13 protein-coding genes are annotated in these 15,728 nt (G+C 45.8%); 5 read left to right on the top strand and 8 right to left on the bottom strand.

The genetic code is table 11. The annotated features are described in order from the left end of the window. Positions 1-25: 25 nt before the first annotated feature. Entirely contained in the window at positions 26-1,720 is a 1,695-nt protein-coding gene (locus tag MHH93_RS12070; RefSeq protein WP_500054232.1) for a DNA repair helicase XPB, read from the bottom strand. 190 nt (positions 1,721-1,910) lie between these two features. After that, entirely contained in the window at positions 1,911-3,080 is a 1,170-nt protein-coding gene (locus MHH93_RS12065) for a M20 family metallopeptidase (RefSeq protein ID WP_500054231.1), read from the bottom strand. A 210-nt stretch (positions 3,081-3,290) separates the two neighbouring features. On the opposite strand from MHH93_RS12065, the gene MHH93_RS12060 reads away from it, so the two are divergent. Both MHH93_RS12060 and ftsW read left to right on the top strand, forming a co-directional pair. Then, positions 3,291-3,638 carry a YugN family protein gene (locus tag MHH93_RS12060; protein WP_062835371.1) on the top strand — a complete coding sequence of 116 codons (348 nt, stop codon included), beginning with the start codon at positions 3,291-3,293 and terminating at the stop codon, positions 3,636-3,638. A 13-nt stretch (positions 3,639-3,651) separates the two neighbouring features. After that, positions 3,652-4,941 carry a putative lipid II flippase FtsW gene (gene ftsW / locus MHH93_RS12055; RefSeq protein WP_500054230.1) on the top strand — a complete coding sequence of 430 codons (1,290 nt, stop codon included), beginning with the start codon at positions 3,652-3,654 and terminating at the stop codon, positions 4,939-4,941. A gap of 174 nt (positions 4,942-5,115) precedes the next feature. On the opposite strand, the gene MHH93_RS12050 is transcribed toward ftsW, so the two are convergent. Then, a complete protein-coding gene (locus MHH93_RS12050) occupies positions 5,116-5,478 on the bottom strand; it encodes an Asp23/Gls24 family envelope stress response protein (protein ID WP_017687428.1) in 363 nt (120 codons plus the stop codon). Between the two features lie 183 nt (positions 5,479-5,661). Between MHH93_RS12050 and cax the strand changes: the two genes are divergently transcribed. After that, a complete protein-coding gene (cax, locus tag MHH93_RS12045) occupies positions 5,662-6,732 on the top strand; it encodes a calcium/proton exchanger (protein ID WP_339310020.1) in 1,071 nt (356 codons plus the stop codon). A gap of 359 nt (positions 6,733-7,091) precedes the next feature. On the opposite strand, the gene MHH93_RS12040 is transcribed toward cax, so the two are convergent. From MHH93_RS12040 to MHH93_RS12020, 5 genes are all read right to left on the bottom strand, one after another. Continuing rightward, positions 7,092-7,385, bottom strand: coding sequence for an Fpa/YlaN family protein (locus MHH93_RS12040; protein ID WP_017687426.1), 294 nt, complete (start codon positions 7,383-7,385; stop codon positions 7,092-7,094). 225 nt (positions 7,386-7,610) lie between these two features. Further along, positions 7,611-7,856 (bottom strand): HPr family phosphocarrier protein, encoded by a 246-nt coding sequence (locus MHH93_RS12035; protein ID WP_036614658.1) that lies wholly within the window; start codon positions 7,854-7,856, stop codon positions 7,611-7,613. 96 nt (positions 7,857-7,952) lie between these two features. After that, positions 7,953-9,068 (bottom strand): aminopeptidase, encoded by a 1,116-nt coding sequence (locus MHH93_RS12030; protein ID WP_500054229.1) that lies wholly within the window; start codon positions 9,066-9,068, stop codon positions 7,953-7,955. Between the two features lie 111 nt (positions 9,069-9,179). Next, positions 9,180-10,067 carry a hypothetical protein gene (locus tag MHH93_RS12025; protein WP_500054228.1) on the bottom strand — a complete coding sequence of 296 codons (888 nt, stop codon included), beginning with the start codon at positions 10,065-10,067 and terminating at the stop codon, positions 9,180-9,182. A gap of 101 nt (positions 10,068-10,168) precedes the next feature. Beyond that, on the bottom strand, positions 10,169-12,160 hold the full coding sequence (locus MHH93_RS12020; protein ID WP_500054227.1) for a sensor domain-containing diguanylate cyclase: 1,992 nt from the start codon (positions 12,158-12,160) through the stop codon (positions 10,169-10,171). Positions 12,161-12,626: 466 nt separating this feature from the next. On the opposite strand from MHH93_RS12020, the gene rpsD reads away from it, so the two are divergent. Then, positions 12,627-13,226, top strand: coding sequence for a 30S ribosomal protein S4 (gene rpsD / locus MHH93_RS12015; RefSeq protein WP_062835377.1), 600 nt, complete (start codon positions 12,627-12,629; stop codon positions 13,224-13,226). 190 nt (positions 13,227-13,416) lie between these two features. Further along, positions 13,417-15,522 carry a methyl-accepting chemotaxis protein gene (locus tag MHH93_RS12010; RefSeq protein WP_500054226.1) on the top strand — a complete coding sequence of 702 codons (2,106 nt, stop codon included), beginning with the start codon at positions 13,417-13,419 and terminating at the stop codon, positions 15,520-15,522. Positions 15,523-15,728: the final 206 nt, after the last annotated feature.

Here is a 15,728-nt window from a genome sequence, read left to right as displayed (position 1 = left end):
TCCTCGTTTCGCGAGTATAAATGCACTATCCGTTCTCATGAACGATGGCATATTCATATCCCTGTTCCACCAAGAACATCTGACGGTTTAATGCAAAATCCTGTTCCTTGCTATCCTCTGATACCAGCGCATAGAAATAGGCTTTGTTTTCTCCTGCTTTCGGTCTCAAAATTCGTCCCAAGCGCTGTGCTTCTTCCTGCCTTGAACCGAAACTTCCGGATATTTCAAGCGCAACAGCAGCATCGGGCAGATCTACGGCAAAATTGGCAACTTTGGATACAACAATCGTTTTAATCTCTCCACGTCGAAAAGCGGCAAACCATTTGATTCGCTCTTGCTGTGACATGGTTCCTGAGATTAGAGGAGCTTCAATTTCCCGGGCAATCAACTCTAGTTGGTCCAGATATTGTCCAATTACTAGCGCAGGTAAATCCCGATGACGTTCCAGCAAACGCTTAACTACACGTATCTTCGCCGGATTCTCGGCAGCCAATCGAAACTGGTGCTTAACCTCAGCTTGCAGATAATTCGTTCGTAGTTCCGGGGAGAACGGGATACGTATCTCTTGGCATTGTACATCAGCAATCCACCCTTGCTGCTCCAGTTGTTTCCACGGCATATCATAGAGCTTCGGACCAATCAGCGAAAATACATCCTGTTCACAGCCATCCTCTCGAACCAACGTGGCCGTTAATCCAAGTCTTCGCGTAGCTTGAATATCCGCAGTTGCACGAAACACCGGCGCTGGAAGCAAATGCACTTCATCATATATGATCAGCCCCCATTGCCGCTCACTGAGCAGTTTGATATGGGTGAAATCAGCATCCTTTGATTTCCGGTGTGTAAGAATCTGATATGTAGCTACAGTCACAGGTTTCACTTGTTTCTTCTGACCTGAATACTCACCAATTTGTTCGCTGGTAATCGTGGTTTTGTCTTGAATTTCCTGAATCCACTGTCGCACAGATGTCGTATTGGACGTCAAAATAAGGCATTCACATTGAAGCCGCTCTAGCACGGCCATACCGATAACCGTTTTTCCTGCCCCGCAAGGAAGTACGAGTAAGCCACTTCCTCCCATCCCTTCACTGCCTTCGAATGCATCTACAGCCTCTCTCTGGTATGGACGCAATGCAAATCGTTCAGAGTGGTCCCCTGGATTATCGGTTCGCCATTCAAATGAGAGCTTGGTTCCCTCCCGATACCCCACGTAATCAAGTACGGGGTAACCCAATCGTGTTAATTCCCTTTTCAATAACCCTCGCTGTTCTCCTGGGAGCAGAAGTTCATGAGCGTCCTTGCGTTCCATACGAAAGGCAGCTATCGTTTTCAATCCACTTAATTCGTCCAGCAACCGCTCATCCTCACTATAAAGGCGCATGCTGGTGTGATCTGCTTCGGAATGCAGCTTTAATTTGCCATACTGATTCATGATTCTCCGAACATCCTGTATGAGTGCAGCAGGCACATTCCAACGTGAGACCAGTTCCAGACTTGCGATGACCTGATCTGCTTTCCATCCCAGCGCAGCTGCATTCCAGAGCGACAATGGAGTGATTCGGTAGGTATGAAACGCAGCAGGTGTCTTGACCAGTTCCGAATAATTCCCCAGCTGCTCTCTTGCCCTTTCGAATCCGGGGTGGCCGACTTCCAGCAAAACTGTAAAATCTCGCTGAACGATACAAGCATCTGTTCTTTCCTTATGTTCTGTTCCTTCCATTCGAATCTCCTCCTATCACAAAAAAGTCCAGTTTCGGCTGCTTCCGAAAATGAACCTGTATCATTGCGAGTTCAAAAAGTCTAGTTTTTAGTACCGAAAAGTGGACTTTTTGAACAACCTCAATAAAAATCCATAAAAAAACATCCTGCCCATACCTCGGTATGAACAGGATGCCCAACTGCATCTAAAGTCATTCGGCTGTGTAACCCTTAGCCATGGCAATAAACAACTGCACGGCCGTCTGCATGGCGTCTTCATCAAAATCAAACATCGGATGATGATGCGGATAGATCGCATTTTTATCCGGGTTGCCTGCTCCAACAAACATAAAGCACCCTGGAACCTTCTGCAGATAATACGCAAAATCTTCCGCTGGCATCAGCATTGGCGATGTTTGTACTCGTTCTGCCCCAAATACTTGTGTAGCCTCCCTGAAGAAACGCGCTGTCTCCAGTTCATTATTCACCACAGGGGGGTATCCCATAATATAATTCACTTGAGTTTCTGCGCCGTACGCAGCACCTGTCTGGTCCACCATAGTAAGTACTCGTTCTTTCATCCCATTTCGGGTCGCTTCATCAAATGTTCTTACCGTACCGCTCATTTTGCATTGCTCTGCAATTACATTCTGAGCCGATCCCGCCTGCATTGTACCAATGGTCAGCACCGCTGGTTGCAATGGATCAACCGAACGACTGACAACGGTCTGAAGCTGCATCACAAGCGCAGATCCCGCGATTAGACTATCTATCGTCGATTGCGGCATCCCGCCATGCCCACCTTTACCCTTGATCTCAATGTAGAAATCGTCCGCCGCCGCCATCATCGGTCCTGCTTTGCTGGCAACAACACCTACAGGCAGCGGGGTCCACAGATGAATGCCGTATATGACATCCACGCCTTCAAGCGCCCCATCTGCAATGACCTGGACTGCACCACCCGGAAGCAGTTCTTCTGCTGGCTGGAACAAAAAACGAATTTCGCCTCGGATCTCCTGCTTGTGACGGCTGAAATACAATGCCGTACCGAGCAAAATTGAGATATGACCATCGTGACCGCATGCGTGCATTGCGCCTGCTTGTTGTGACGCATACTCGATATTCTTCTCATCCTGAATAGGCAGTGCGTCCATATCGGCTCGCAGCATGACGACAGGACCCGGGTTGTCCCCACGAATTGTACCAATGACACCATGCCCGCCAACATGACGCCTCACTTCAACGCCAAAACTCTCCAACATATCCGCTACAAAAGAGGATGTCTTCTCCTCATGAAAGGAAACCTCTGGATTGCGATGAAGGTGACGCCGCCATTCCACCATGTGGACCTGCAGATCTTCCCACCATATATTATTAGTCATATCTCTCCACCCTTTCAATCTTGAACGGGACTTATAGTAAGCCCGAACCTTCCTCTTCAAACCTATTGCTGTATATTGTAGCAGAATTGGAAGAAAACCGATACGAAACGCCTCTCGAAAGCTTGCACGGGAAGGGGAAACATACTATCATGAACTAGAGAAATACTCGAGAAATTATACTCGGAAGCTTATGAGGAGGATCAAACGCTTATGATTTTTGAGAATACAGGCTTGGATGGCTTGAAGAGCGACTTGGCATACCTGGATGAGAGCGCCGAGAAAGTCGGATTTGTCCGGTGGCAATGGGAATATTACCGTGCTACATATGACTACAAAATTGAAGATGAACAAACCAAATCAGAATACTTTGTACGCATTAATACCCGCGCAGTGGAAGGCAAATTGGAAAAACCGGATACCGTTCTTGCTGTTGAAGCCGTTTATCTTGGCAAAGCCACCTTCCCTCACGGTCTGGATTATGACTCTTCCGTTCCACAGCCAGTCGTGAAGCTGGCAGCCGAAAAATTACAGCAGCTTAAAGAACTGCTGGAAGCATAGGCTGGGCCAAACGATGAAACAACAAACGGCCCAAACGAAAACGAAGAGAGGCACGCCGGATTTTCAACTGCTAATCCTCACTTTATTGTTGGTGGGCTTCGGACTGGTGATGGTGTTCAGCTCCAGTTCCAGCATTGCAATTGCAAGCGAAAGATTTAACAATGATGCCCTTTACTTCACGAAAAAACAACTCATGTGGGCGATTATCGGTCTATTTGGCATGTTTTTTGCCATGAATATCCGCTTCAACAAGTACAAAAAGCTCTACGCACCCTTTTTCCTGATCACTACGGTCATGCTGGTGATTGTTTTGATCTCAGGCGCAGTATTGAACGGTGCGCGAAGCTGGATTCACATTTTCGGCTTCAGTCTTCAGCCTGCAGAATTCGCAAAAATTGCCATCATTCTATATCTCTCTGCTCTGATCACCAAAAAAGGTGAGAAATTCAGGGTTTTCAAGACAGGATATTTTCCCGTTTTGTTCATCGTCGGATTCATCGCAGGACTGATTATGCTGCAACCAGACTTCGGTACCACCTTTATTTTGGTGTCCACTTGTGGTCTCTTGATCTATGCCGGTGGAGCCAGTATGAAACATATCCTGGGTTCAATTCTCTTGGTTGTACTCGGTGGGGCACTGGCGTTTGGAGTGAATTCCCTGTTTTCTTCCGCGTCACCTTCCGACCCAACGACCACTGCAACAGCAGTCACTGCGGAGCAGAACTACAAGATCGGACGTATTCAAGCTTTCCTGGATCCATTATCCGATATTAATGGCGGAAGTCTTAACCTCTACCGTTCTCTTGTTGCCATTGGTGATGGTGGTATGACAGGTTCCGGGATTGGACAAGGTACGATGAAGCTGCACTATCTGCCAAATGCGTATAATGACTTTATTTTCTCCGTGATTGGTGAAGAACTTGGGTTCATCGGAAGTACACTATTCCTGCTCGTTTACCTGTACTTCATCTGGCGAGGAATTATTGTCTCTCTCCGCTGTCCCGATCCATTCGGGACACTGGTCGGCATTGGAATTATGGGATTGATCGCGATTCAGGCATTTATTAACATCGGTGGTGTAACTCAGACCATTCCGGTGACGGGGGTCACGCTTCCGTTTATCAGTTATGGGGGTACCTCACTCTTTGTGATGATGGTTGCCATGGGCATTCTGCTCAGTATCTCGCGTACCAACAATCTTGACGTGATCAAGGAAGAGAAAACCAAGTCCGTGACTGTACAGACACAGACTCGTACCTCTCCTGCTCTTCGTTCAAGGGAGTCCATCCGTCGGATTCGATAAATGGGACTATTCCTTCAAAAACGGAGCAGGTAACATTCAAAAGAAAAGAAACCTAAAAAAAGCTGTGCACCCGGTTGGATGCGCAGCTTTTTTTGTTTGTTTTTGGTACACACTGTCTATCAAGATGAAGAACAGGGTTATGATGCTTCTGTCCTTCAGCGCGGATTGCGATTTCTACAGATCGTCGCCTTTGAAAGATACACCTTCTACCTTAACATTGACTTCAACCACGCGTAATCCGGTCATGGTCTCTACCGCTTCTCTTACATTCTGCTGAAGCATACGGGAAACTTCATGAATCGGGGTTTCGTACAGGACGATGATGCGCAGGTCAATGGCTGCTTCCAGCTGGCCGACCTCAACGCTCACGCCTTTCTGTACGTTTTTACCGCTGAGTCGCTTCGCCCAGCCCTCTGACAAACCTCCAGACATTGCAGCAATTCCGGGTGTTTCCATTGCAGCCATTCCGGCAATTTTCGCAACCACGTCATCGGCAATCCGGATGTTTCCGCTCTCCAGTTGAAGTTGTTCTGCCATGCCACATCCTCCTTCACTTCGTTACTCGTATTTTAAATCCTTTCCACCCCAAAAAGCAAATTAAACTCAAAAAGATGCGTTTACAACCTACCACCATTTGGTTATATTGAAATATGAAAATAATCTCATAAGCATTTTCATTGCAAATCAAAAACAAAATATTTTATAACCGAGGTGTTTGTTGTGAGAAACCGGATTTCATCCATTTTGCTGATTGCGTTCTTTGCACTCAGTGCCATCGCCCACTACTTGAAATGGGATTCGATTCTACAGTTCGTGATATCAGCCATTTCGGTTATTTTTGTGGCCGGATTTTTAGGCAAAGCCACCGAAAATGTGGCCCACTACGCCGGACAACGGCTGGGTGGATTCCTGAACGCGACCTTCGGCAATGCCGCCGAATTGATCATTGCCATTTTCCTCGTGAAAGAGGGACTGTTCGACATGGTCAAAGCAAGTCTGACAGGTTCCATCATCGGAAATCTGCTGTTAGTGCTCGGGTTAAGTATTTTTGCCGGAGGACTCAAGTTCAAAATTCAGAATTATAATGTTTCACTCGCAGGTCTGAATGGATCCCTGATGATTGTTGCCATCATTGCCCTGTTTATTCCGGCAGTCTTTCTCAATACACATTCCATCACACAGAAAGACACTAATACACTAAGTCTTATCGTAGCCGGTTTGCTCATTCTCGCGTATATTGCTTGGTTACTCTTCTCCATGGTGACGCACAAGAAGTATCTTGCAGATGTCACTGAGGATCGCGATGAAGAATTACCGCATGAGCATGCTCCGGCATGGTCCAAGAAAAAATCCATTCTCTACCTTGTACTGGCAACAGTCATGGTTGCCTTTGTAAGTGAATGGCTGGTGGGCACGCTCGAAGTGTTCACTTCGGAATTCGGTCTTAGCGAACTGTTCGTCGGTGCATTCCTTGTGGCCATTATCGGTAATGCGGCCGAACACAGTGCAGCGATCATGCTTGCCATGAAAAATAAAATTGGAGCCGCCGTTGAGATTGCGGTCGGCAGCAGCTTGCAGATCGCGCTCTTTGTTGCCCCGGTACTGATTTTTGTCAGCTACTTCACAGGCAGAACCATGGATATCGTATTTACAACGATTGAACTGGTCGCCATCGGCGTATCCGTATTTATTGCGAAGTCCATTACCCAAGATGGTTCAACGAATTGGTACGAAGGTCTACTCCTGCTCGTGGTATATATCATACTCGGCGTATCCTTCTTCCTGGTGTAACGAAGCACTCACCAAGCTATAAAAGTTGAACTAACGAATATTTACACTGGACACTCCGATGACAGAACAACCTTCCGATCGCTGTTATCCCCAGATTTTTTTGATTCCTTTTATAAAGGGGTAAATCCGGGGATAAAGGCGAACGCTCCGCTTCTTTAGGTTATATCTGTCCTCTCCGTTTTGTGTAAATGTTTAGTTTAATTTATATAAGCAAAGAGGCAGCCCAAATTTAAATTCGGTGCTGTCTCTTTGCTTATACTCGCCTACCGCCTGGCTCGCATTCCCAGGCCATTCAGACGCACAAAAAAAGCATGCATAAACGCCTGCATGCCTTCTATTCTGACCCGCGCATTTGCAGGCTATTGCTCATTCTTCTTGTTCAAGGCTTCATATAGAATTGCCAAATTCCGCTCAAGCGCGCTAACCAGCTGCTTACCTGCACCTTCTGGAAGGAGCCCTGCACGAACAGCAAAATCAACTTCCTTGGAGAACCCATACATCTGTGTATCCAATACTTCCTCATAGAGAGGGCAGTAGCGGGTAGCCAGATTCTCCATCTGTACTTCAATAAGCTTCTGTATTTTATCTGCATCTTCTTGAAGAAGACTGATCGCTTTCAAATTCAGCTGGTCCTGCAGATCAGATGAAGTCATGCATTTTTCCCCCCTATGTCCCAAAAATCGCGTAAAGACGTTCTACCTCTAATATTAGACGAAATGAAGAGCTAATACAAGAACCTGACCAAAATAAGCCCGCAAATTTAACCTTTCTATTAAAGCTTAATCATCCTTCTCCAGCCCCGTCCTGATGAGTATTCAGGTCATTCCATGCCAAAAAGCACCCCTGCCAAAAAAGGCAGAGGTGCTTCCTGAAAGCTATTACTCAGATGCGATGCTTACATTCAGTCCATGCTTGGCAAATACTTCTGACATGGCTGCTTTGGCTTCAACTGCATCTGGACCATGAACATGCAGTTCATAGCTGTGCGTGCTGATCAGCGTTGTAAACAATCCGAGAATACTTTTTACATCGATATACTTGTTCTCCGAATGAAGCACGATTGAAGAAGTAAACTTGCCTGCTGTTTGAGCAATTTCCACTACAGCCGCATTATTACTCGACATAGGAATCCCTCCGTCTTTTTACTATTGGTATCATCTATTAATTACCACTACATGATACCGTGAATCCGCTTTCCTAGCAACAGCAAAATCCTGTTCCTATTTCAAACGGTCTGGATTCAGGCATTCCAGCTCAGGAATCACAAAAATACCGTCTTTACGAATCAGCACATCGTCAAAATAAATCTCCCCGCCGCCATAATCCGGACGCTGGATCAACACCAGATCCCAGTGGATGGACGAGCGGTTGCCATTGTCTGTTTCTTCGTAAGCCTGACCTGGTGTAAAGTGCAAGCTGCCTGCGATTTTTTCATCGAACAGAATATCTTTCATCGGGTGCAGAATATGCGGGTTGAACCCAATCGCGAATTCACCGATATGACGAGCACCCTCATCCGAATTCAGGATTTCATTCAAACGCTCTGTATCGTTGCTTGTTGCTTCAATAATTTTACCATTCTCGAACGTGAACTTGATATTTTCAAATGTCACTCCGTTATACAGTGTTGGCGTGTTATAACTAATCGTTCCGTTCACGGAGTTACGTACAGGGGCACTGTACACTTCGCCATCCGGAATATTTTTTTGCCCGGAACATTTCTCTGCACCGATATCTTTAATGGAAAAGCTCAGATCTGTTTCCGGACCAGTGATACGAACTTTATCCGTCCGCTTCATCAGGTTAGCGAGCGAGTCTTGCGCTTTGTCCATTTTGGCGTAATCCAGGTTACATACGTCGAAGTAGAAATCTTCGAACGCTTCTGTACTCGTATTGGCGAGTTGCGCCATACTTGCGTTAGGGTAACGAAGCACAACCCATTTCGTATGTTTGACACGTTGTTCACTATGTACCGGGTGGGAGTACAATGCATTGTACATTTTCATTTTTTCTTCCGGCACATCGGACAGATCATTCACATTTTCTCCCGCACGAATACCGATATAACAATCCATCTGCTTCATACGGTTCAGATCAATCTCTGCCCACGTTTTCATCATTTCTTCTGTCGCATTTTTCAGCATCGCACGCTGTACGGTCTTATCGGTCAACTGTACAAAGACGTTACCACCTTTTTTGCCTACCTCTTCAATAATGGCGTTAATCAGATCGCGTTCCGATCCAATCATCTCAACCAATACATTTTCACCAGGCTGTACATCTACAGAATAGCCCACCAGGCTTGCTGCAAGCTTTTGAATTCTTGGGTCCTTCATCTTGGTAAAATCCTCCTGTCATCTGCCATACTTGAATTGAACAACGGTAAATTACGATACTATTGTAGCACGCGAACAGTCACTCCGTCAGCAGGCAGTCCCTCACTTCGTTTATTGATATGACTTGAAGTTAACATCGGTGACAAGGGCTTCTTTGTTACTTTTACGGTTGTTGTCCGTATAACTCACCTGACTTTCAGAGGATAGCCGAAGAGGCAGACTGCTCTTCCGATCAACGGTAAGATGATACACCGTCTGCACGCTGGCTTGTTTCATCATCTGTTGCATCGTTGTTTCACCCTGCTTCCATACCCTGTCCAGATCCTTCTCAAGCTTCTCCTCACGCGCTCCTTTCACGGTAGCTGCCTTATGCATATATTCTGCCCGGATGGCGTTCATCTCGTCGTTTAACTGGGCTAGAGCCCATGTTTTCGCGTCTTCCGGTGCAAGTTCAATCCGTAATGTTCTGGTTCGCCGACCAGCCCCATACTCGGATTGAATGGTTTTGTTCATCTTATCAATCTTCTCCATTTGGGCAATTGGATTAAAGCGGGAAAGAGAACCACGCAGCGGCTCATGTTGCGCTGACAATGCCATCCATTGCCCTTGTTTCCGCTCGAAAGAGGCGCTAAACCCACTGGGCTGTCCGTTATTTTTGACGGCAGTCGTATGAATGCCTGTTCCCACGGCAGTTACTTCTCCAGGTAAGCGTGTCTGAAGGGTCAGACGATCATGATTCTCCAGCTTGCCTTCGAATTTAAACTGATTCTCGAACAGCCCACTATTCTCCCGGCGGAGTCCTGCCTCTCCTTCAAAACTCAACGTTTCTTTTCCCGCTATCCCCGATAAAGCCAAGGAAAAGACCTCTTCAGGCGTTCGATCTCTTTGGAATCCACAACCTGGAAGACCCATAATGACGATGCTCACAAATAACCATAATGTACGTACCGAACGGCGGTTAAGCATATCTATCTTCACCCTTCCATGAACTTTCTCCATAGATTGCCCCGCCCGTATACGCTTATACTTCCTTCTATACACAACTTGATCTCCGATGCATAAAAAAAAGAGAACGACTCCACAATTGGAATGGTTCTCTCTCAACGCGTTACATTCTGTTCCTCTACAACGATTCTATTCCGACCACCATTCTTGGCGCTGTACAAAGCCATGTCAGCTCGATAAAACAGCGACTCCACACTAACCTTCTCATCCATCCAATTCCATTCTGCAATGCCACTGGACACCGTGACGAGAGGTCTGGTCTCTTCCGCGACTCTCTTTCGAATCACTTCCGCATAATCCAGCGCCTGCCTTACACTCACCTGTGGCATATAGATCGCCAGCTCTTCTCCACCCCATCTGGCGCAGACATCCTGCGGGCGGACAGAACTGGTGACAATCTCACTCACCTTTTTCAATACTTGATCCCCCGTCTGGTGTCCAAAAGTATCATTCACCTGTTTGAACTGATCAATATCCACCACAATGAGGGAACCACAGAATTCATGAGCCTGCCGATCGTGAATCACACTATCCAGGTAATGCCTCACGTACAGACCTGTCAACATATCCAGATTAGCCAATCGTCGAACCTCGGCATGCAGCGTGGCATTCGACAAGGCAATCCCAATATGAATGGATAACATCTGTAAGAGTCGATAGTTATCATATGAAAAATAATGCTCTCTACTATGTCCCAGCAAAATGGCACCCTTCACTTCACCATTAACTCTGATCGGTGATGCGATCAGTGACATGGACCCCGTATCTTCCATGAAGAAGGAGGATACTTTATCATATTGCGCATAATTGGGTATAATGATTGGTTCCTCTGTTCGATACACCAACCCTGCGATACCGTAGTCTACAGAAAAGGATCGGTGAAAAACATCTTTCACGTTGGATGACATGACTTCGAAGTCATTCGTACTGTCATTGAGTTGAAGAATGCAGCACGTTTCAGCCTGGAATATTTCTTTTAACTCTTGCTCGGACAATTGGTAAATCTCCGAAAGATGCAGACTCTTGTTCAAACGCTGTGTAAGATCATTAATTAAACGAAGTTCCTGAATTAACATGTTGGATTGCTCGTGTAATTTGGCGTTCTCAAAAGCCGTACCTGCGGTATCTACCATCATCGTAATCAATTGTAGATCCGATTCTTCCATAATCTCATCATTCATTTCGATATGGAACACACCATATATGCCTTGTTTGCCTTTCAGCGGAATCCCTACATCTACAATGCGGTTCTCTGCATCATTTGAGCGAGCAACGATCAGCTTGCCTTCCATAAATGAACGCACACATATATCTTCTCCTCGCTCATGGACAAGCAACGGTTTAATCCGTGGATCAGCGTTACTCTGATCCTGAGACATATACAATTTGATATAAGTGGCCGGGTACAAGTAGTCCATACTGTCAAATACCTCATCCAATATGGCCTCGACATCCATTTTGTCATGCATTCGCTGAACAATCTGAAAGAGGATGGACCTCCGGTGTTCCTCACGTGCAGTTTGTTCATGAGCATGTAAAAGGTCCGTCATAAATATGTATTCAAATCTTCGGTAAAAGCAGGTGTGATAATGCAATGCCTCAGATTGAACCACAGCTTCAGACGTTTCATATCCATTGGATTCATAGATCACAGCAGTGAATACGGCAAACATATCCTTGTTCGTTCTGGAGAATAAGGGATGTGTTATTATAAGATATTCTCCGTGTTCGCTTGTCCCTTTAAGGGACAGGACCTGTCTCTTATGCAAACATTCCAATACCAGCCTGCGTGCATCCATGCCCGGCTCAGCTTCGAGATTACTATCATATCCTATGCAATCGCCTTCCGTATTCCACACGCTGTAAAAGGTTGATGTCCTGGCGAGGCTTGAACCCACTCTGGTGTTCCAGTCACTGTATGCCTGCTCTAGCAAGCTGCCCAAATATGAAAAATCAAAAGGTGTGATATCCATTTTTTGCATCCACAACACATGCTCTTCATGAGAACGAGAAGCGGCAAAAGATGCGGAATCGCCCGAACTTCGTGAATTCAAGCTGGCAGGTAAACTTCTTAGATGTTCTAACATGTCAGGCGCTCCTTTGCACCGTTTTTGCATCCACCAGGGATGCATTAATCTGCAGACGTTATCGCAAACCTGCAAATTCATTGCGATAACCTTGTTACATAAAGATGATTTAAAGTTAAGATACAATCTATTTTACTCTGTTTAAACCTTTTTTGCATCCATATTTCAGAAAATTGTCCCATTATTTTAGGCCCAATGACCTATCGACAAATTTAGACGTTTTTTTGCTTTTATTCTACGCTTGACTTTGGTTCTCTTAAACTGTAATATAAATTGTTGATGAAGACTACTAATGGGTCTTTAAATTTGGGCATTACCGGTTGTGTCACCCTCATTCTTTTTGTTGCTTTCAGGACAGCGGCTGAACTTTCCTGATCGTTCTATGCGAGGCCAAGCCCGCATCAACAAATTGGAGCGCAAACAGAGCCCTAATATGAACTTTAACTAAAAAGGAGCTACTTTAAACATGGCACGTTACACTGGTCCTAAATTTAAATTGAGCCGTCGCCTCGGCATTTCCCTTAGCGGAACAGGCAAAGAATTGAAACGCCCTTTCCCTCCAGGTCAGCACGGAGCTAACCAACGCAGAAAAATGAGCAACTACGGTATGCAATTGCAAGAAAAACAAAAATTGCGCCACATGTACGGTTTGGGCGAGAAGCAATTCCGCACACTGTTCTCTAAAGCTCAAAAAATGCAAGGTATTGCCGGTGAGAACTTCATGTTCTTGCTTGAGTGCCGCCTTGACAACCTCGTTTACCGCCTTGGGTTTGCTAACTCCCGCGCTGGAGCGCGTCAGTTGGTAGCACACGGTCACGTAACTGTAAACGGCAAAAAAGTCGATATCGCTTCTTACCAAGTAAGCACTGGCGATGTAATCGGCTTGCGTGAGAAGAGCCGCGCTCTTTCTTCCGTTAAAGAAGCTTTGGAAGGCCGTTCGCATCTTCCAGCATACGTTGAATACAACGAAGCAGCTGTAGAAGGTAAATTCATCCGCTTGCCTGAGCGCGCTGAATTGTCCCAAGACATCGATGAAAAACAAATCGTCGAGTTCTACAACCGTTAATCGTTGCAATCACATTAAAGTTTCAATCCAAACAGCTGTCGAGATTTTCTCGGCAGCTGTTTTTCTATGCGTTTTTTTCTATTTATCTTCATTATATGACCTCAAATATCGATATAAAATATAACCTCCCTTTAGGAGAAGCACCGTTCCATATAAGCATCACAAGAGAGACATCGAGGGGGATTAAAACATGCATTTTTTTCGTAATCGTAAGCTTGCTGTTAAGCTCGGACTTTTACTCGGAGTCGTATTACTCTGCTGTATTGGAGCCCTGATTGCATTTAACACCAAGTCCATTTACGACAAGAGCCTGCAGTACGGTGAAAGCGTTGCTGGACAGGCTGCAAATCGGGCTACGAATGAGTTTATGACAGACATTAATCAGGTCAAAAACACATTGGACACCATGAGTACTACGTTATTGGATGCCGCGCAGAACGGCTCACTCAATCGCGAGGAAGTCGTTAGACTCCTTGAGCAGTATCTGAGAAAGGATGAGAAAGTTTTTGGCTTTTATACGGGTTGGGAACCTAATGCCTTTGATGGAAACGATGTCGATCACGTCAACAAAAAAGAATATGATGATGATACGGGTCGATTCGTTCCATACGTTATACGCGATGGCAACTCCCTGCATTTTGAGCCCATGCCTACTTATGAAGGCACCGGTGAAACCAGTACTTACTATCAGCAGCCAAAGAAAACCAAATCCATCTATTGGTCCGAACCTGTTACCTATACGGTTGGCGGAAAAGAAACTCTACTCGTTTCGATTGTCCTCCCCCTATTAGATGAAAACAAAACTTTTCTCGGCATTGTTGGGGCCGACTTTACCATTGATCGTTTTCAGCAAAATATAGCATCACTTAATCCGGATCAGGGTTATGCCATGCTTATTACCAGCGAAGGACAGATTGCTGCACACGGCTCCAAACCGGAACTGGCTCATGAAGGAACCGTCATTCCATCTAATACGAAGACGGTCATCCAACGTATACAGTCTGGTGAGTCTCAGTTTTACGCCACTGACCCTGAAGTAGGGGAAGAACTGTTTATTGCCGAGCCTGCCAGGTTACAAGGTACAGATTCGAACTGGTATCTTGTATCGGCGCTGCCAAAAAGCCATATCCTTCAGCCCTTCTATGACAGCTTGAACTGGTCCATACTGATTGCCGCACTGGCAGTACTTCTGCTTGCAGGTGTGGTTACTTACACCATCATCTCGATCGTGAGACAGTTGAATCAAGTCAACATCGTCGCTGGACAGCTCGCTGGTGGAGATTTGACACAAAAGTTACCTGTACGATCCAAAGATGAATTCGGTATTATGGCGGGTCATATGAATGAGATGATGGATACACTGCGTCATACCATATCGGTTATTTCCGAACATGCCCTTTCTGTGGGCTCTACCTCTCAACAGTTAACCGCAGGTGCTGAAGAGACAGGTAAAGCTGCTGAACTGATTGCATTAACAGGAGTCGAAGTTGCAGATAAAGCAGGTAGACAGGTGCAGGAGTTGCAAGAGTCCTCTCGTTCCATGAATGAAATCTCTGTAGGGATCGGAAGAATTGCAAAAGCCGCCTCCGATGTATCCGATTCATCGCGAGCTGTGGCTGAGCGAACAACGGTTGGAACCGATAAGATTCAGTCCGCCATGCGTATGGTTCATAGCGCCACCTCTTCTGTACAGACGTCCATGACCGCACTGGAGAATTTCCGCCAACGTTCTGAAGAGATTGGCCATATTACAGGCATGATCACAGAAGTTAGCCGTCAAACCAATCTTCTTGCACTTAATGCTTCAATTGAAGCATCACGTGCAGGGGAACACGGGCGCGGGTTCGGTGTTGTTGCTTCCGAGATTCGTAATCTGGCTGAACAATCCAGAACATCAGCAGCGCAGATTGCAGCGTTGATTCATAGCGTTCAGCAAGAGGTCCTTTCTCTCGTTGAGAATATGGAACAGGGGAATGCCGAGGTTAGCCATATAGCGGAAGTAATTAATGAGAGTGGTGAACTGTTCCTCTCCATCTCATCACAGATCACAGATGTGAATGAACAGATTGAACATGTCTCAGCTATTGCACAGCAAATGTCAGCTGGATCACAGCAGGTTGATGCCACGTTAGTGCAACTCAAAACCATTGGTCATGAAACAGCAGATCACGCAACTCGTGTTGCCTCTGCCTCTGAGGAACAACTCGCATCCATGGAAGAGATTACAGCGGCATCTGCCTCACTAGCTAATCTCACCCAGGAACTGCTAGAACTGATTCAACGCTTCAAAACCTAATCCAGAAGACCTCCACTACGACACATCATTCAGGCCACCCTATGCACCTCAGCATGGAGGTGGCCTGCTTATTTTGGCTTACAACTCATGAAATGTGCTTTAATATCGCATGATATATAGCATAAAGCATGGCAGAATGGCAAATTTCGACCATTACTTGTATTTCTCAGGCATGCAAACCCGCCTTTTTATGCTATAATAAGTGC

Source organism: Priestia sp. FSL H7-0729 (assembly GCF_038005685.1).
Lineage (GTDB): Bacteria > Bacillota > Bacilli > Paenibacillales > Paenibacillaceae > Paenibacillus.
Note: the sequence above shows the minus strand (reverse complement) of the source record. Positions and strands in the feature narration are given on the sequence as shown.